The 18,542-nt window shown below is 62.0% G+C and carries 17 protein-coding genes and 1 riboswitch; of the genes, 8 read left to right on the top strand and 9 right to left on the bottom strand.

Annotated elements, in window-relative coordinates; translation table 11 throughout:
* Positions 1 to 54 precede the first annotated feature (54 nt).
* Entirely contained in the window at positions 55 to 945 is an 891-nt protein-coding gene (locus RRH01S_RS08155) for an alpha/beta hydrolase family protein (protein WP_234711664.1), read from the top strand.
* Between the two features lie 71 nt (positions 946 to 1,016).
* Here the strand turns inward: RRH01S_RS08155 and RRH01S_RS08150 are convergent, their stop codons facing one another.
* The 5 genes from RRH01S_RS08150 to RRH01S_RS08130 form a co-directional block, all read right to left on the bottom strand.
* A complete protein-coding gene (locus RRH01S_RS08150; RefSeq protein ID WP_042470803.1) occupies positions 1,017 to 1,952 on the bottom strand; it encodes a 2-hydroxyacid dehydrogenase in 936 nt (311 codons plus the stop codon).
* Positions 1,953 to 1,978: 26 nt separating this feature from the next.
* Complete coding sequence (locus RRH01S_RS08145) at positions 1,979 to 2,710, bottom strand: amino acid ABC transporter ATP-binding protein (protein WP_042470799.1); 732 nt, start codon at positions 2,708 to 2,710, stop codon at positions 1,979 to 1,981.
* Positions 2,691 to 3,350 (bottom strand): amino acid ABC transporter permease, encoded by a 660-nt coding sequence (locus tag RRH01S_RS08140; protein WP_042471164.1) that lies wholly within the window; start codon positions 3,348 to 3,350, stop codon positions 2,691 to 2,693. The genes RRH01S_RS08145 and RRH01S_RS08140 overlap by 20 nt, the downstream gene beginning before the upstream one ends.
* Positions 3,347 to 4,051: an amino acid ABC transporter permease gene (locus RRH01S_RS08135; protein ID WP_007689253.1), complete on the bottom strand. Its 705-nt coding sequence runs from the start codon at positions 4,049 to 4,051 to the stop codon at positions 3,347 to 3,349. Before RRH01S_RS08135 ends, RRH01S_RS08140 begins: the two co-directional genes overlap by 4 nt.
* Before the next feature lie 71 nt (positions 4,052 to 4,122).
* Complete coding sequence (locus RRH01S_RS08130; RefSeq protein WP_007689251.1) at positions 4,123 to 4,926, bottom strand: transporter substrate-binding domain-containing protein; 804 nt, start codon at positions 4,924 to 4,926, stop codon at positions 4,123 to 4,125.
* Between the two features lie 327 nt (positions 4,927 to 5,253).
* Between RRH01S_RS08130 and RRH01S_RS08125 the strand changes: the two genes are divergently transcribed.
* From RRH01S_RS08125 to RRH01S_RS08095, 7 genes are all read left to right on the top strand, one after another.
* Positions 5,254 to 5,574, top strand: coding sequence for an EthD domain-containing protein (locus RRH01S_RS08125; protein ID WP_042470795.1), 321 nt, complete (start codon positions 5,254 to 5,256; stop codon positions 5,572 to 5,574).
* A 55-nt stretch (positions 5,575 to 5,629) separates the two neighbouring features.
* Positions 5,630 to 6,652, top strand: coding sequence for a LacI family DNA-binding transcriptional regulator (locus tag RRH01S_RS08120; protein ID WP_042471161.1), 1,023 nt, complete (start codon positions 5,630 to 5,632; stop codon positions 6,650 to 6,652).
* Positions 6,653 to 6,748: 96 nt separating this feature from the next.
* Positions 6,749 to 6,880, top strand: a riboswitch (TPP riboswitch).
* Between the two features lie 94 nt (positions 6,881 to 6,974).
* Positions 6,975 to 8,801 (top strand): phosphomethylpyrimidine synthase ThiC, encoded by a 1,827-nt coding sequence (gene thiC / locus RRH01S_RS08115; protein ID WP_042470791.1) that lies wholly within the window; start codon positions 6,975 to 6,977, stop codon positions 8,799 to 8,801.
* 1 nt (position 8,802) lies between these two features.
* Positions 8,803 to 9,777, top strand: a complete 975-nt coding sequence (thiO, locus tag RRH01S_RS08110; protein ID WP_042470789.1) for a glycine oxidase ThiO — start codon at positions 8,803 to 8,805, stop codon at positions 9,775 to 9,777.
* On the top strand, positions 9,774 to 9,971 hold the full coding sequence (thiS, locus tag RRH01S_RS08105; protein ID WP_007689242.1) for a sulfur carrier protein ThiS: 198 nt from the start codon (positions 9,774 to 9,776) through the stop codon (positions 9,969 to 9,971). Before thiO ends, thiS begins: the two co-directional genes overlap by 4 nt.
* 3 nt (positions 9,972 to 9,974) lie before the next feature.
* Positions 9,975 to 10,748: a thiazole synthase gene (locus tag RRH01S_RS08100; RefSeq protein ID WP_042470785.1), complete on the top strand. Its 774-nt coding sequence runs from the start codon at positions 9,975 to 9,977 to the stop codon at positions 10,746 to 10,748.
* Entirely contained in the window at positions 10,745 to 11,359 is a 615-nt protein-coding gene (locus RRH01S_RS08095) for a thiamine phosphate synthase (protein WP_042470781.1), read from the top strand. Before RRH01S_RS08100 ends, RRH01S_RS08095 begins: the two co-directional genes overlap by 4 nt.
* A 52-nt stretch (positions 11,360 to 11,411) precedes the next feature.
* Here the strand turns inward: RRH01S_RS08095 and RRH01S_RS08090 are convergent, their stop codons facing one another.
* From RRH01S_RS08090 to RRH01S_RS08075, 4 genes are all read right to left on the bottom strand, one after another.
* Positions 11,412 to 12,908 (bottom strand): ATP-binding protein, encoded by a 1,497-nt coding sequence (locus RRH01S_RS08090; protein ID WP_042470778.1) that lies wholly within the window; start codon positions 12,906 to 12,908, stop codon positions 11,412 to 11,414.
* A complete protein-coding gene (locus RRH01S_RS08085) occupies positions 12,905 to 13,630 on the bottom strand; it encodes a response regulator (protein ID WP_042470773.1) in 726 nt (241 codons plus the stop codon). Before RRH01S_RS08085 ends, RRH01S_RS08090 begins: the two co-directional genes overlap by 4 nt.
* A gap of 144 nt (positions 13,631 to 13,774) precedes the next feature.
* Entirely contained in the window at positions 13,775 to 16,930 is a 3,156-nt protein-coding gene (locus RRH01S_RS08080) for a multidrug efflux RND transporter permease subunit (protein WP_012649270.1), read from the bottom strand.
* Between the two features lie 9 nt (positions 16,931 to 16,939).
* Positions 16,940 to 18,151: an efflux RND transporter periplasmic adaptor subunit gene (locus RRH01S_RS08075; RefSeq protein ID WP_042470770.1), complete on the bottom strand. Its 1,212-nt coding sequence runs from the start codon at positions 18,149 to 18,151 to the stop codon at positions 16,940 to 16,942.
* Positions 18,152 to 18,542: the final 391 nt, after the last annotated feature.

The following is an 18,542-nucleotide window of genomic DNA, read 5'->3' as shown; positions in this document are numbered from 1 at the left end:
AGTCTTCATCGGTATTTGCAACACCGTGGCCGTTGAGGATTTAAGATGTTTGGAATGACGAAGGCGAGCAAATTTGGGCTCGTGTGTCTGGCCGTGGCGGCTATCTCCAGTTTCGCGTCCGCCGCAGAGACGAAGGTTTCGTTCAGCGTCGACGGGCAAAAGGTAATCGGCACTCTGTCGACGATCGACAGCAACCCCAAAGCGCCCGTCGTTGTCATGTTCCACGGCTTTGGTGGCTCGCGCGACGAACTGCCGATCAAGGACACCAAGGACGGCGTCTTTTCGCGCAGCGCCCGGCTTCTTGCCGAAAGCGGCTATGCAAGCCTGCGGATCGACTTCCGTGGATCCGGGGAGAGCGATGGCAAATGGGCGGATACCACCTTCTCCCGCCAGATCAAGGATGGCATCGCGGCAGTGGATTGGCTGAAGGCCAGCGACAAGGTCGATGGCTCCAAGATCTCGATCCTCGGCTGGAGCCAGGGCGGCCTCGTGGGCGCCCATGTGGCGAGGGCGCGCCCGGAGGTCAAGTCCGTGACCTTATGGGCGCCGGTGGTGACGCCGCTTTACACCTACGGCAACGTCCTCGGCGCGGATAATGTCGCGAAAGGATTGACCAGCCCGCCGGACACGGAGATCACCGCTAGGTTGCCCTGGGGCGTCGATACCACACTGAAGGCGTCCTTCTTCAAGGAAATGCCGACCACCAGCACGATCGCGGCGATCGCGCATTATCCCGGCCCACTGCAAGTCATTGTCGGCAGCAAGGATACGACGGTCACGCCCCAGCCGGCATCCGGCCAGGTCCTTCTCGACTATCACAATGGCGAGGAACGTCTGGACGTTTTCGACATGGATCACGTTTTCAACGCCTTTACCGGGCCGCAGACGATCGACAGCCATCTGGTTCCGGCAACGCTGGAATGGCTGAAGAAATTCAATCCCTGATAAGGTCACAGATCTACTGAGCGACGTTGCGTCCGCTCATCTTTTCTCCATTGATATCCAGCTTCAGCTCTTCAGACGACAGCTGTCGGCAGCGGCGTTCCGGCGAAATGGGCGTCGAGATTGGCAAGCACCAGATCGGCCATTGCCCGCCGGGTCTCATGCGTGGCGCTGCCGAGGTGCGGTGCCAGAAGCACATTGTCCATGCCGAACAGCTCCTCCGGCACGCGCGGCTCATCCTCGAAAACATCAAGCGCCGCGCCGCCGATCCGCCGGCCCCGCAAGGCGACGATCAGCGCCCGCTCATCGACCAGTGAGCCGCGTGCCACGTTGACGAGCGTGCCGTTCGGCCCGAGGGCATCGAGCACTTCGGCGTTGACGACATGCCTGGTTTCGGCGGTGGCGGCGGCCGCGAGAATGAGGACATCGCAATTTGCAGCGAGCGCTGCGAGCGTCTCATGATAGTCGTAGGGCACATCCCGCTTCGAGCGGGCCGAGTAGGAAATGCGGGCGTCGAAACCTTCGAGGCGCCTCGCAATCGCCATGCCGATACGGCCGAGCCCGAAAATGCCGTAGCGGCGGCCGGCGACCCGCGTCGAAAGCCCCATATCGGCCGAAAGCCACTTGCCTGCCCGGACATAGGCATCGGCACGCGGCAATTGCCGACCAAAGGCAAGGATCAGCCCAAGCGCCAGGTCCGCGACATCGGCCGTCAGTACATCCGGCGTGTTGGAGACACGAATGCCCCGCCGCTTCGCCTCGGCCAGATCGACCTTGTCGAAGCCGACGCCGTTGATCGCGACGATTTCGAGTTTGGGAAGAACGGCGGCCAGATCGGCGGGAATACCGAGGTGACCGCCGGTGACGGCGGCGCGAATGCTATCACCATTGGCCGCAAGGAAGCCTGCCTTGTCCTCCATCTCGAAGAGGCGGTGGACGGCAAATCGTTTGGCCAACTCCGCCTCAAGAAAGGGCGTCAGTGGGCAGAGCTGCAGGATGTCTACGGTCATGGATCAACTCAAACTTTGAACGAGGGTCATTTCACGTCAGATTTCACGAACTGGCGCAGTTCCGGCGTTTGCGGGTTGGCGAACAGCTCCGCCGACGGTCCCTGCTCCCAGATCGTGCCCTTGTGCATGAAAATGGTTTGGGTCGCGACGCGCCGGGCAAAGCTCATCTCGTGGGTGACGAGGATCATCGTCATGCCGTCGCGCGCCAGTCGCTCCATGACCAGCAGCACTTCCTCGGTCAGTTCCGGGTCGAGCGCGGAGGTCACCTCGTCGAAGAGCATCACCTTCGGCCGCATGGCAAGCGAGCGGGCGATGGCCACGCGCTGCTGCTGGCCGCCGGAGAGCTGATCCGGATAGGCATCGAACTTCTCCGACAGGCCGACGAGCTGCAGCACTTCGCGGGCGATCTCGCGGGTCTGCGCCTTCTTGACGTCCTTGACGATGCGCGGCGCCAGCATGATGTTTTCGCCGACCGTCAGGTGCGGAAACAGATTATAGCTCTGGAAGACGATGCCGACATCGGTTCTGAGATCCCTGAGCGACTTGGCATCGCCGCCGAGCGCATGGCCAGCAATCTCGATCCGGCCCGAATTGATCTTCTCCAGCCCGTTCATGCAGCGAAGCAACGTGCTCTTTCCGGAGCCGGAACGGCCGATCAGCGCGAAGACCTCGCCACGCCCAACACTCAGCGACACGCCTTTGAGAACCTCGAGCGCACCGAAGCTCTTGTGAACATTTTCAACGATTACTTTTGGCATGAAGCCTCCTTTCCAGCCAACGCGACAGCTGGGACAATGGGTAGCAGACGACGAAATAGAGAGCCGCCACGGCGATGAAGACGCGGAACGGCTGGAACGTCGCATTGTTGATGAGTTGCCCGGCACGGGCGAGTTCGACGAAGCCGATGATCGAGGTGATCGAGGTATTCTTGACCACCTGCACAGCAAAGCCCACGGTCGGCGGCAGGGAAATCCGCACCGCCTGCGGCAGGATGACGTAACGATATTGCTGCAACCGGGTCATGGCGAGCGATTCTGACGCCTCCCATTGCTGCTTGGGCACGGCCTGGATACAGCCTCGCCAGATCTCCGCCAGATAACCAGACGCATAGATCGTCATCGACGCACCCGCGGCAATCAGCGGCGGCAGTTCGAAGCCGGCAAGGCTCAGCCCGTAATAGGACAGGAAGAGGATCATCAGGACCGGAATGCCCTGGATCACCTGGATATAGGTGCCGGCGGCGATACGCACGGCCTTGATCGACGAGGTGCGGGCGAGCGCGACGGCAAAGCCCAGGAGCCCGCCGCCGATCAGCGCAATGATCGTCAGAACGACGGTCCATTGCAGCGATTGCAGTAGGAAGGTGAATTCATTGATGCCGAATGTTCTGAGTGTCATGCCTGTGCCTCCGGCAGGGCCGTGATCGTGCGGCGTGCGACGCGGCGGCCGAAGAGCCACATTCCGACGAGCGCGAGACCGGCGCGCAGCACAAGCGCCAGCGCCAGATACATCAGTGTGACGACGATATAGACTTCGAAGGACCGGTAGGTCTGCGATTCCACGAAGGCGGCCGAGGCGGCCAGTTCATGGGTCGAGATCGCCGAGCAGATGCTCGATGCCAGCATCATCAGCACGAACTGGCTGCACAGCGCCGGATAGACCTTGGCGACGGCCGGCACGATGATGACATGGCGATAGATCTGGAACCGCGTGAAGCCAAGCGCCTCGCCCGCCTCGATCTGGGATTTGTGCACCGCCTCGATGCCCGCCCGAATGATTTCCGTCGAATAGGCGGCGAGATTGATGGTCATGCCGATCAGCGCCGCCGTATCGGCACCAACCCTCAGGCCAATACCCGGCAGACCGAAATAGACGATGAAAAGCTGGACCAGAAAGGGCGTGTTGCGGATAACCTCGACATAGGCGTCGACCAGAAACCGCACCCACTTGCCCCGGACGGAGCGCAGAGAGGCAAGCACGATGCCGAAGGCGGAGCCAAGGATGATGGAGAGAACCGAAAGCCTGATGGTCAGCCACAGACCGCTCAGGAACTCACCCTGATATTGCGCGAGCGCGCTGAATTGAAACGTATAGGACATGGAAAGGACCTCATTGAGGTTTCGCGACCCGCCGGCGAATGTTCCGCCGGCGGGCACGGGCACAAACCCGATCAGAAGGACGGAAGCTGCGCCATCGGCCGGCCGGTCCACTTCATCGAGATCTTGTCGAGATCACCGGAGACCTTCATGAGATAGATCGCGGTATTCAGCCACTGGCGCAGTTCGAAATCATCGATCTTCGTCGCCATGGAGTTGCCCTGCTGGAAGAAAGTGAAGCCGACCTGCAGACCCGCATCCGGGCGCTGCTTGATGATCGCCTCACCAACCGTGGACGGCACGGCCGCCGCGTCGGTCTGGCCGGCGATCAGCGCCTGCGCGCTGGTGGAATCGTCCTCATAGACAACGATTTCGAGACCGGGAACCGCCGCCTTGCGCAGCGCCGTTTCCTGCGACGAACCACGGTTCACCGCAACGCGCTTGCCTTGGAGATCGGACAGCTGGGTGAATTTCTGGTCGGGACCGGAAATGATGTCCATGTTGAAGGCGCTATAGGGCTGAGTGAACATCACCGTCTTCGCCCGCTCGCCGGTCGGCGCAAGCGTTGCGACGAGGAAGTCCACCTTGCCGGTCTGCAGTGCCGGAATACGCGACGGCGGCGTCAGCGGAACCAGCTCTACCGGCAGCGAAAGGTAGCCGGCGATCAGATTGGCGACGTCGACGTCATAGCCGGCCGGATTGCCTTTTTCATCGACCATGCCCATCGGCGGAGCACCGGTCAGGACGCCAATGCGGACCTTGCCGCGCGAGACGATGTCGTTCAGCGTCGTCGCATGCGCCTGTGTCGTCGCGAGCAGCCCCGCGGCCACAATGCCGACTGCCGCCATGATCCCACGCAGGGATTTCGAAATGTTCATGATACTCCTCCATCTGGTGCTTTGTCACACTCCGCCGCTACCCACTCCCCGGAGCCTTCGCGGTGGAAACCACTACCCCATTCGCGGCACCTATGTTTGCGGTAACATAGGAAAAATGGATGGGAAAATTGCTCTGCCAAAGCCAGCAGCCTTGGGCCTATTAATCCGCTCCCACGGAATTCAAAACGATAATGCTTGCATTCCTCCACCGCTCCCGATCCAGTTCGCACCTTTTCGGTTGGTAGTTGCAATAGAGCATGTTACCGGTATCATTGCAAGTCGGATCAGACGCAGCAGTTCAGACAGAGCTTTAAGGGAGGAAAATTCATGTTCACTCGCTCCGCGATTTTCGAGGGCGCAATCCATGCCGGCCGCGAAGAGGAATTCTTTCGCATCGTCGAGGAAAAGCTGTTACCCGTGTGGAAGCGCATGCCGAATGCCCAGGCCGTGCGTGTGATGCGAACCGGGCGCGGCGACCCCGGAGCCGCGCCGATCATCATGGTCCAGGAAATCGATTATCCGTCGATGGAAGCCGTGGAAGAGGCGCTCGCCTCGCCCGTTCGCCTGGAGGGTCGCGCCATTACCGACGAGATGATGAGCATGTGCGACGGCCGGTTCTACCATCTCGTCTACCAGCGGATTGCGTGAGCCAGAAACAGGGGAAACCGTGGCGCATCCTTCAGACATATCCCGCAAGGCGACCATGAGCGACGTCTCGCGGCTTGCCGGCGTTTCGAAGATGACCGTTTCGCGCGTGCTGGCCGATCCAACGCTGGTCGCCGAGCCGACGCGCAATCGCGTGATGACGGCGATCGAGCAGCTCGGCTATGTGCCGGACCGGACCGCCAGCTCACTTTCCTCGCGTCGGACCAACTTCATCACTGCGATCCTGCCGACGCTGACCAACGCCAACTTCGCCGACACCGCACAGGGCCTTGCGGGTGCGCTGCGCGCCGCCGACTACCAGCTTCTGATCGGCTACACCATGTACAGCCTGACCGAAGAAGAACGCATCGTTCGCGCCATGCTGGCGCGACGTCCGGACGCCATCGTCATCGCCAGCGCGGTCCACACCAAGGCGACCAACGAGATGCTGTTGCGGGCGGGCATTCCGATCGTGGAAATCTGGGACGTGTCGGAACACCCGGTCGACCATGCGGTCGGCTTTTCCAACTACGAGGTCGGGCGCCTGGCGGCCCGGCATCTCATCTCCCTCGGCCATCGCCGCATCGGTGCCATCGGATCGGCGGTCACCGCGGACGCCACCGATTTTCGAGGCGAAAGTCGCCTGCTCGGATTTGCCTCGGCCCTTCGGGAGGCAGATCTCTCCGACGACTTCATCGTTCGCCAGAATGCCGCGCCCTCGTCCTACGATCACGGAGCGGAGGCGCTGAGCACGCTTCTCAAAAAAGCGCCCGACGTTCAGGCCGTCTTTGCGGTTTCCGACATATCCGCAGTCGGCGCGCTGATGGAATGTCATCGCCGCAAGATCGCCGTGCCGGACGACCTTTCCATTCTCGGCTTCGGCGATTTCGACATCGCCCACCAGTGTGTGCCGGCACTGTCGACCATCCGCGTCGATGCCGCAATGATCGGCCGGAAAACCGGGGAATTGCTGCTTGCGATCCTGGAGCCGGACGGCACCACCGGGCAACCGATGGAGACCCGCCTGAATGTCGGCTTCGAACTCGTGACCCGCGAAACGACGAGCGCGCCGAAAACATAGCCATGCCACTTGGCCGGACCGCCTCGCGGCCAAGCCATGGAATTATCACTTCGCTTGCAGGGTTGACATTACCCGAACCGAGGGCATAGCCTTCAAGACATTCACCAGGGGGGTCCCGGCAAGGGGCTGAGATACTGCTGGACAATACGGCTTTGCCGATTGTGGCGCAGTGACCCGTTGAACCTGATCCAGTTCATACTGGCGTAGGGACGGTGCAAGCGCTCGAAAGGCTTGTGGATTCACGCGTGGAATCCTGAGCCGGCGTCTTTTCATCATTCCGGCTGAGGACTGGGTCTCCAATCGCAACTTGGAGCCTCAAACCATGAATATCGCCGCAAAGAATATCACCCCGACAGTCACCACCGGCCCCTTGCCGGCATCCCGGAAAATCTACATTCCCGGAGACATCCATCCCGACATCCGCGTGCCGATGCGCGAAATCGGCCTCCACCCGACATCGGGCGAGCCGCCCGTCATCGTCTACGATTCTTCCGGCCCCTACACGATCGAGGGTGCCGATATCCGCATCGAGCAGGGCCTTCCCGATCTCCGTCGCGACTGGGTACTCGCCCGTGGCGACGTCGAAGCCTATCAGGGGCGTCATGTGCGCCCTGAAGACAATGGCTTTGCCAGCGGCGAAAGGCTGACACCCGAATTCCCGACGCTGCGCCAGCCGTTGCGCGCCAAGGATGGCAAGGCCGTCACCCAGCTCGCCTATGCGCGCGCCGGCATCATCACGCCAGAGATGGAATTCATCGCCATCCGCGAAAACCTCGGCCGCAAGGCGCAGGCGGAGGCCATAGTGCGCGACGGCGAAAGCTTCGGAGCCCATATTCCGGATCATGTGACCGCAGAATTCGTCCGCCAGGAAGTGGCCGCGGGACGCGCGATCATCCCCGCCAATATCAACCACCCGGAAGCAGAGCCGATGATCATTGGCCGGAATTTCCTGGTGAAGATCAACGCCAATATCGGCAACTCGGCCGTCACCTCGTCGATGGCCGAAGAGGTCGAGAAAATGGTCTGGGCGGCGCGCTGGGGTGCCGATACCGTCATGGACCTTTCGACCGGCCGCAACATCCACAATATCCGCGAATGGATCATCCGCAATTCTCCGTTGCCGATTGGCACCGTGCCGCTCTATCAGGCGCTGGAGAAGGTCGAGGGCATTGCCGAGAACCTGACCTGGGAGGTCTACCGCGACACGCTGATCGAGCAGGCCGAACAGGGCGTCGACTATTTCACCATCCATGCCGGCGTGCGGCTCCACTACATCCCGCTCACCGTCAACCGCGTCACCGGCATCGTCTCGCGCGGTGGCTCGATCATGGCCAAGTGGTGTCTCCATCATCATCGCGAGAGCTTCCTCTACGAGCATTTCGAAGAGATCTGCGACATCTGCCGCGCCTATGACGTCTCCTTCTCGCTCGGCGACGGCCTGCGTCCCGGCTCGATTGCAGATGCCAATGATGCGGCCCAGTTTGCCGAGTTGGAGACGCTGGGCGAATTGACCAAGATCGCCTGGGCTAAGGATTGCCAGGTGATGATCGAAGGCCCCGGCCATGTGCCGATGCACAAGATCAAGGAGAACATGGATAAGCAACTCGCCGTCTGTGGCGAGGCACCCTTCTATACACTCGGGCCGCTGACAACGGATATCGCACCCGGCTACGATCACATCACCTCCGGCATTGGTGCTGCCATGATCGGCTGGTTCGGAACGGCCATGCTCTGCTACGTCACGCCGAAGGAGCATCTGGGTCTTCCGGATCGCAACGACGTCAAGACCGGTGTCATCACCTACAAGATCGCCGCCCATGCCGCCGATCTTGGCAAGGGGCATCCGGCCGCACAGCTGCGCGACGACGCCCTGTCGCGCGCCCGCTTCGAATTCCGCTGGGAGGATCAGTTCAATCTCTCGCTGGACCCGGAAACCGCCCGCAGCTTCCACGATGAGACGCTGCCGAAGGAGGCACACAAGGTCGCCCATTTCTGCTCCATGTGCGGCCCGAAATTCTGCTCCATGCGGATCTCGCACGACATCCGCGCCGAGGCGCAGAAGGAAGGTCTGGAGGCGATGGCGGCAAAATACCGCGAGGGTGGCGATCTCTATATGCCGCTCGATACCATCGAGCCCTCGGCCGGCTGAGATGCGTATCCTTGTCAAAGGGGCCGGCGTCGCCGGCCTCATGGTCGCACATGAGCTCCATGGCCGTGGTGCGGAGGTGACCGTCTTCGACCCTCGCTCAGAATTCGGTCGCGCCGCATCCTGGCTTGCGGGCGGGATGCTGGCGCCCTGGTGCGAGCGTGAAAGCGCCGAGGAAGCCGTGCTCTCACGCGGCCTCGACGCCAGCGAGCGCTGGGACGCCATCCTGCCTGGTGAGGTACACAGAAATGGAACGCTGGTGGTGGCGATGGCGCGCGATCACGGCGAGCTGAAGCGCTTCGCCGGCCGCACGACGGGTTATGAATGGCTGGAAGAAGAAGCCATAGCCGCGCTGGAACCGGCGCTTGCCGGACGCTTCCGGCAGGGCCTGTTCTTTGCGCGCGAAGCTCATCTCGATCCGCGACGAGTGTTGCGAGCGCTGCAAGAAAAACTTGCCGCACAGGGCGTTACCTTCGTCAGCGAGCATCCGACCGATCAGAGTTTCGACGACATTGTCGACTGCACAGGCGGCGCGCGTCTCGCCCAAACTCCAGACCTGCGCGGCGTGCGAGGCGAAATGCTCTACCTCCAGACCAGCGAGGTTGTGCTCGCGCGGCCCATTCGCCTGCTGCATCCGCGTATTCCCGTCTATATCGTGCCTCGCGGCAACGGCCTTTTCATGGTCGGCGCAACGATGATCGAGACCGAGTTCGACGGGCCAATCGCGGCGCGCTCGTTGATGGAATTGCTGAACGCCGCCTATGCGCTGCATCCGGCGTTTGCGGATGCCACCGTCGTTGAAACCGGCGCCGGTATCCGCCCGGCCTTCCCCGATAATTTTCCGGGCGTGAGGCGAGAGGGGAATGCGATCGTCCTCAATGGTCTTTATCGCCATGGCTTCCTGCTGGCGCCGGCCATGGCCGCTGAGGCCGCTAATCTTGTCTTTTCCCGAACCACCATAGGAGCGCCTTTCCCATGAGACTGATCGTCAATGGCGAGCCCCAGACCATCACCGTTAAGACGCTTTCCGAGCTGCTGGTCACGCTGGACTATGAGGGCGACTGGCTTGCGACCGCCGTCAACGGCGAACTCGTTCATCGCGAGGATCGCGCCGACCACGCCCTCAATGACAATGACAGGATCGAAATTCTGACCCCGATGCAAGGAGGCTGACCCATGCTTGCTCTCTATGGAACCGAAGTCGCGTCGCGCCTTCTATTGGGCACCGCCCGCTACCCCTCTCCCGCTATTCTCGCTGAGGCCGTCAGACAATCGGCAACAGAGATCGTAACGGTGTCGCTGCGCCGCGAGACCGCCGGCGGGCGCAATGGCGGCGCGTTCTTCGAGATGATCCGCACACTCGGCGTCCGCGTCCTTCCCAATACCGCCGGCTGCCATGGGGTTTCCGAAGCCGTGCTGACGGCCAAGATGGCACGCGAGGTGTTCCAGACCAACTGGATCAAGCTCGAAGTGATCGGCAATCACGACACGCTACAACCGGATGTCTTCGGGCTCGTGGAAGCCGCACGCATTCTCGCCAGCGAAGGGTTCGAGGTCTTTCCCTATACGACCGACGATCTGGTGGTGGCCGAGAGGCTGCTGGACGCGGGTTGCAAGGTCCTGATGCCCTGGTGCGCGCCGATCGGCAGCGCGGCCGGGCCACTCAATCTGTCTGCTCTTCGGGCCATGCGGGCGCATTTCCCCGATGTGCCGCTGATCGTCGATGCCGGTATCGGCCGGCCATCGCACGCAACGACGGTCATGGAGCTCGGCTTCGATGCGGTGCTCTTGAACACCGCCGTTGCCGGCGCCCGCGACCCAGCCGCCATGGCCGGCGCCTTCGCCAAGGCGATCGATGCGGGCCGGCTGGCCTTTACCGCTGGCATGCTGGAGCCGCGTGACATGGCGGTGCCATCGACACCGGTGATTGGAAAGGCAGTCTTCGCATGAGGCTCGACCCCTTCTACCTCATCGTCGACAGCGCCGACTGGATCGCCCGGCTGGTGCCGCTCGGCGTCAAGCTGGTGCAACTGCGCATCAAGGATCGCACGCCGTCGGAGATCCGTGCCGAAATCCAAAGGGCAAAGGCGATCTGCGCGGCACATCAATGCCAGCTCATCGTCAATGACTACTGGCAGCTTGCCATCGAAGAAGGGTGCGACTTCATCCATCTCGGACAGGAGGATCTGGCCGTCGCTGATCTCAACGCCATTCGCAAAGCGGGCCTGAAGCTCGGGCTTTCGACGCATGACGAGGCCGAACTCGCGACAGCCCTTGCCGCCAGCCCGGACTATATCGCGCTCGGCCCGGTCTATCCGACCATCCTCAAGAAAATGCCATGGGCGCCACAGGGCCTCGACCGTCTGCGCGAATGGAAGGACCGGATCGGAGGACTGCCGCTCGTCGCCATCGGCGGCCTGAACCTGGATCGCATCGCGGGCGTGTACGAGAACGGCGCCGACAGCGCTGCCGTCGTGACCGACATCACGCTGAACGCCGATCCCGAAGCCCGAACCCTGGAATGGATCGCCGCGACCCACATCCATGCGGCCGATCAATGATCAGATACCGGCAAAGCGAGCCATCCCTCAAGAAGCACTTGCGCGCTTGCGCCTAACCTTCCTGACCTGCCAGTTTGAATGAGCGTGTACGCCTCTTTCGCCTGCTCGCCCTTGCAGGTGTTTCCACCTGGCCTTCCTGTGGCAAGGAAATGACCGCCTTGAGACCGGGATCGTTGGGAGTGAGCTGAATATCGCCGCCGTGCTGCCGTGCAATGGCGCGGGCGATCGACAGACCCAGCCCAACGCCGCCCGTGTCCCTGCTTCGGGACGCCTCCAGGCGGAAGAAGGGCGCGAACACTTTCTCCCGCATGCTCTCGGGAATGCCCGGACCATTGTCTTCCACGACGATGTCGATGGTGGCGGCTGAATGAAGGATATAGACTTTCGCGTGGCCGCCATAGCGCGCCGCATTTTCGGTTAGGTTGCGCACCGCGCGGCGCAGCCCATCCGGCCGGCACCGGTAGGTCGTCTTCGGCCCCTCGATATATTCCACCGGCAGGCCGAGATCGGCAAGATCGTCGCAGATGCTGCCGACCAGCGCCTCGAGCTCTATGGCGCGTGTTTCCTCCGCCGTGGACTCTCCCCGCGCAAAGGAAATGGCGGCTTCGGTCATGCTTTGAAGCTCGTCGATCGTCGACAGCATCTTCTGCTGGATGTCGGCGTCCTTGACGAATTCGGTCCTGAGCCGCAGCGAGGTCAGCGGTGTCCTGAGATCGTGGCCGATCGCCGCCAGCATCCTGGTGCGGTCATCGACAAAGCGATGAAGACGCTCCTGCATTTTATTGAATGCCTCGGCGGTGCGCCTGATGTCGTCGGGACCGTTTTCAGGCAGAGGCGGGAGGTTTTCACCCCTACCCAAAGCTTCCGCCGAAAGCGCGAGACGTCTCAGCGGGCGGGCGATGCGGCTAGCGATGAACACCCCGATCAGCGACAGGATAAGTGCGGTCATCGCCAGCGAAGTGAGTGATTTCAAACTCCACCACTGGTCGATGTCGGGCTTGTAGAAGGCCGTGTTCAGCCAGACGCCATCTCCAAGTTTGATCGCCAGCCCATACCCGTTGTGATCGCCGAAGTAGACGAACTTGGCAGGTTGCGGCGAGTTCCATAGAACCGGCGGCGGCGTGGTCCATCTGATGGACGCATCTGCCGCGATCACCTCTTTGGACATCAGGCTGCCTGCTTTGGGGTTCGAGCGAACACCATACTTTCCGGTGAGATCGATGAAATTTTCAATCGGGCGGGTCAGCTCCGTCGCCGCGCGGGCACGCCACGCCTTGGCATCGGTCGGCTCGTCCGTTGAGAGCCAGAAGCGGGAATAGTTGGTCTCACTGGCGAAAAGAGCCTGGTTGCGTAGCGGCTCGGGCACGGATTCCATCAGCCGCGTGACCGAGGCGCACCGGCTGAAGAACTCGCTTTTCATGGCCGCATGCAGCGCCTTGGTTCGCTCGTCCCAGGAGATCACGAATGTCAGGGCCTGCGAGACCACGAGTGCAAGCAGCGTGAACCCTATGAACTGCGCGGCAAGGCTTCTCCTCCACCAGTAGATCATTCGAACCCCACATCCACCGACAGGCTGTAACCGCCACCCCAATGCGTCTTGATGACCGACGGATTTTTCGGGTCCGGCTCAATCTTCTTGCGCAGCCGGCTCACCTGATTGTCGATGCTTCTGTCGAAAATATCGGCCGTCCTGCCGACGGTCAGGTCGAGAAGCTGCTCGCGGCTTAGAACGAGGCCCGGACGTTCGAGGAACACTCTCAAAAGCCTGAACTCCGCGGTGCTGAGCGGAATGCCGACGCCATCATCTCCGGAAAGTTCCTGCCGCCCCATGTTGACGCGCCAGTGCCCGACGCGGACGACCTTTGCCTTTTTCAGCGTTTCCCGCTGCTGCTGCGGCACGCTGTTTGCCCGGCGCAGGACGGCCCTGATCCGCGCCAGCAGCTCGCGTGGATTGAATGGCTTCACGAGATAATCGTCGGCGCCGAGTTCGAGACCGATGATGCGGTCGGTATCCTCGGTCATCGCCGTGAGGAATATGATCGGAACATCCATCGTCGCTCGCAGGTGACGGCATACGGAAAGACCATCCTCGCCCGGCATCATGACGTCGAGAACGACGAGATCGACTGCACTGCGCTCCAGAATCCGTCTGAGTGCCACGCCGCTGTCGGCCACGCTTACCCGGTAGCCCTGCTGCTCAAGATACTGGCCGACAAGGTTTCTTATATCCGCGTGGTCATCGACGACAGCGATATGCGCAGCTTTTTGCATATACAGTTTCCACCATGTTGAGCCACTTTACAAAAGCTCAGGCCCGTCCGCATCGAAAAAAGTGTATCAAAGTTTCACAATGACCGCCCGGTTGCGGCGTCCGTTCCAACCGGAACGGACGCCGCTACTCGATAAGCATTGCCATCAAGTTTCGTGAATGCCGGAACCGACCGCGTTGGTAAGCTCCGGTTCACGCGGATGCGGACTCTTCTCCGGCTTGCGGAGGAAGCCGACGACGAAGGCGAAGAACACCGGGACGAAGAAGATTGCGAGCAAGGTTGCGGAAATCATGCCGCCGAGCACTCCGGTTCCGATGGCGTTCTGGCTTGCCGCACTTGCGCCCGTCGCGATCGCCAACGGCACGACACCCAGTGTGAAGGCAAGCGAGGTCATCAGGATCGGCCGGAACCTCATCCGTGCAGCCTCGATCGCAGCCTCCCGCACCGAGCGTCCTTCGGCGACGAGATCCTTTGCGAATTCGACGATGAGGATGGCGTTCTTGGCCGAAAGGCCGATGATGGCGATAAGACCAACGAGGAAATAGATATCGTTCGGCAGCCCGCGCAGCATCACCGCCAGGACCGAGCCGAGCACGCCGAGCGGTACGACAAGCATGACCGACAGGGGGATCGACCAGCTTTCGTAGAGGGCCGCCAGCAGCAGGAAGACGAAGAGAATGCTGAGGCCGATCAGGAAAGGCGCCTGCGATCCCGACTGGATTTCCTGGAAGGATTGCCCGGTCCATTCGAAGCCGAAGCCCGCCGGCAATTGCTGCGACAGCCGCCTCATTTCGGCGATGGCGTCTCCCGAGGAATACCCAGCCGCCGCCTGCCCGCCGATACGGATCGAGGGATAGCCATTGTAGCCGACCACCTGCGATGGGCCGCGAACCCAGTCGATCGATGCGAAGGCGGACAGCGGAACCATGCTGCCGTGACTGTTCCTGACGTTCAGCCTCAGCAGGTCCTGGGTCTGCATGCGCTGCACGGCATCCGCTTGCACGGTCACACGCTGCATACGGCCGGCATTCGGATAATCGTTGATATAGGAAGACCCGAAGTTCGCCGACAGCGTGGCGTTGATGTCGCTGAAGCCGACGCCGAAGGCATTTGCCTTTTCCCGGTCGATCATCAGGTTGATCTGCGCGGCATCCGGCAGGCCTTCGACACGCACCCCGGCAAGCACGGGACTTGCCCGGGCTGCGTTCAGCAACTGCGCCGAGGCCGCGGCAAGCGCCGCCTGCCCCGCGCCTGATCGATCCTGAAGGCGATAGGCAAATCCGTTCGAAGTGCCGAGCCCCTGGATCGGCGGCGGCGAGAGCGCGCGCACCGAGGCATCGCGAATCGCGGCAAATTTTGCATTCACCCGCGCGGCGATCGCGGCGGCGGAATCGCTCGGGCCGCGCTCGCTCCAATCCTTCAGCGTGATGAAGGCAAGACCGGCATTTTGCCCAGAACCAGAATAGGAAAAGCCCGAGACGGCGACGACATTCCTGATGGCGCTTTCCTCCATAAGGATGCCTTCCATCTGCCTGATCGCCTCGCGCGTCCTGTCGGTGCTTGCTTCGGCAGGCGCCTGCAGTTCGGCGATCAGGTAGCCCTGGTCCTCGTTCGGCAGAAACGAGTTCGGCAATTGCAGGTAAGCCCATCCAAGTCCGCCGAGCAGGGCAACATAGATGAGCATGAAACGGCCGGCGCGTCTGACCGTTGCCCCGACGCCGACCGAATATCGTCGCGTCAGGCTGTCGAAACCGCGATTGAACCCGCGGAAGAAGAAAGTCTTGCGTTCATGCCCGTGGGAGACGGGTTTGAGGAAGGATGCGCAGAGCGCCGGCGTGAAGGTCAGCGCCAGCAGGCCCGAGAATAGGATGGAGACCACCATGGTCAAGCTGAACTGCTGGTAGATGACCCCGACGGCGCCGGGGAAAAACGCCATCGGAATGAAGACCGCCGTCAGGACAAGGGTAATGCCGATGATCGCCCCGGTGATCTGCGACATCGCCTTCTTCGTCGCCTCCTTCGGCGACAATTTTTCCTCGGCCATGATGCGCTCGACATTCTCGACCACGACGATCGCGTCATCGACGAGAATGCCGATCGCCAACACCATGGCAAACATGGTGAGCACGTTGATCGAGAAGCCGGCGGCGTACATCACCGCGCACGCGCCGAGAAGCGCGACCGGGACGACGAGCGTCGGAATGATGGTGTAGCGGATGTTCTGCAGGAAGAGGAACATGACGATGAAGACGAGGACGATCGCCTCCAGCAGCGTGTGCACGACTTTTTCGATGGAAACTTCGACGAAAGGCGTGGTGTCGTAGGACACTTCGTAGCTGAGGCCAGGCGGGAAATAACGGGAGAGGTCCTCCATGGTCGCGCGGACCTGCTCGGCCGTGGCAAGCGCATTGCCGGTCGGCGTCAACTGAATGCCGACATTCGCGCTTGGCTGACCGTTGAGACGGCTTGCAAAATTATAATTCTCTCCGCCGACTTCGACCCGCGCGACATCGCGCAGCCGCACCGTGGAACCGTCTGGATTGGCGCGAAGAATGATCTCGTCGAATTCCTGCGGCGACCGCAACTGCCCCTGGACGTTGACGATGGCCGATGTCTGCTGGCCGGGCAAATTCGGGCTGGCGCCGACCCGCCCCGCCGTGACCTGGGCATTCTGCGCGGTGATTGCATTGGTGATATCGGCCGCCGTCAGGTTGAGGCCGAGCATCCTGTCCGGGTCCATCCAGACGCGCATGGAGCGCTGCGTGGCGAAGAGCTGAGCGTTGCCGACGCCCGGAACGCGCCGCAGCTCGCCGATGACGTTTCTGCTCAGATAGTCTCCGAGACCGACCGCGTCCGTCCTGCCATCCTCCGAGCGTAGCACGACCATCATCAGGAACGAGGTTCCCGCACGATCCACCCTGATGCCCTGCTGCGTCACCGCGCTCGGCAGGCGCGGCTCGACACGGGCAATACGGTTCTGCACCTCGACCTGCGCCTCGCCGACATTCGTTCCCGTCTCGAAGGTGACGTTGAGCGCGATGCGGCCGGACGCTTCCGACACGGATTCGAAATAGAGCAGCCCCGGAACGCCGTTCAGCTCCTCCTCAATGGGACGGGTGACCGACTGGTAGATGTCTTCCGGCGTGGCGCCGGGGTAGTTCGTCGAAACCGTGATCTGCGGCGGCGCGACCTGCGGATAGCGCGCGATCGGCATGAGCGGCAGGGTGAGGATGCCCGCAAGCGTGATGAAAATTGCCACGACCCAGGCAAAGATCGGGCGGTCGATGAAGAAATTGGCCATGGAGGCACCTTATCTTTGCAGGGGCAAATTGGCTTGGACGGCCGCACGCTCGGCCGTTTCCGCTGTCGGTTTGGCGGCGGCGACGGTGGAATCGCTCCAGGGCTGAGGTGCTACCGTCGCGCCGGCGCGCGCCCGCTGGAAGCCGTCGACAACGACGCGGTCTCCGGCTTGAATGCCCTGATCTATGATCCAGCGCTGGCCGACCGCGCGGCCGACCGCAACGCTGCGCTGCTCAAGCTTGTTTTCATTCGCGATGACGAGAAGGCTTGCATTGCCGGCCGCGTCCCTTTGGACAGCCTGTTGCGGGACCGCAAGGCCTGCGTTTCGGGTTCCCTGCGCGACCTCGACGCGTACATACATGCCGGGCAGCAGTTCGCCGTCGGGATTGGGAAACTCGCCCCGAAGAGTGACTTGCCCGGTGGTCGCATCGACGGCCGCCTCCGAGAACAGCAGCCGTCCGGGATGCGGGTATTCCGTCCCGTCATCAAGGCGTAACCCGACGCGGGCCTCGTTGGACCCCGCGGTCAGGCTCCCATTGGCGAACGCCTTACGGAGACGGATGAGATCGGCAGCGGGTTGCGTAAAGTCGGCATAGATCGGGTTCAGTTGCTGGATCGTCGCCAGGTTCTCGGAGCCGTTGGCCGAGACCAGCGCACCCTCGGTGATCATGGCGCGCCCGATCCGGCCGGAGATCGGCGCCGTCACATCGGAATATTGCAGGTTCAGCTTGGCCGAGACGAGCCCTGCCTCTGCGACGGCGACATCCGCATCGGCCTGCGCCAGCCGGGCGACGGCGGAATCATAATCCTGCCGGCTGGTGACATTCGACTTGCGGAGCTGTTCCTGCCGCTCGGCGGTCTGCCTCGCATCCAGATGCGTCGCCTGTGCCCTGCGCAGAGTGGCTTCGGCGCTGTCGACCTGGGCCTTGAAGGGCGCCGGGTCGATTCTATAGAGCACGTCTCCCTGGCTTACCGTCGCGCCCTGTTGAAAGACCTGTTCGGTGACGATCCCCGAAACGCGCGGCCTGACCTCTGCCACTCTCGTGGCGGTCACCCGGCCGGGAAGCTCCGTGGTCATCGGCAGCGCCTCGGGGGAAACCGTGATGAAGCCGACGGCTGGCGGCGGTGGGGTCTGCGGAGCGGAAGCCTCGCCCCGTTCGCACGCGGTCAGGCTCAAGGTTGTTATAGAAGCGGCAGCCAAGCGGACGAATAGCATACGCATATGGAACTCCATATCTGATGGGCGGGGATGGCGATCAGCGGTCGCGCCGGCAGTGACCGCCGGTCGGCTCGCCCTTAGATCGCGTGGCCGATACTTTGCATTTCAAAGGGTATGAGGTCGGAACCATCGTGCTCAACTCCGTCGACGTCTTGGGGACTTTGGAGGCGGCAAACTACACGGCGGCTGTCGCAGGGATGTGCCCGGCACGGGCCAATTTGTAACAAGCTGTCGCAACTTTATGGCAATTAACGCGCGCTCCGATGCTGCGACGCAGCAAGAGCCCCGCGCCGTGACGACAAGGGCCAAAGCGGAGCAGAGCTCCTGAAAAACGTGGGGCTTGGCACTGCGTTGGCCCGGGCATTGTCAAGATGAGCCTGTCTTCGTGCCTTGG

It is taken from the genome of Rhizobium rhizogenes NBRC 13257, assembly GCF_000696095.1.
Lineage (GTDB): Bacteria > Pseudomonadota > Alphaproteobacteria > Rhizobiales > Rhizobiaceae > Rhizobium > Rhizobium rhizogenes.
Note: the sequence above shows the minus strand (reverse complement) of the source record. Positions and strands in the feature narration are given on the sequence as shown.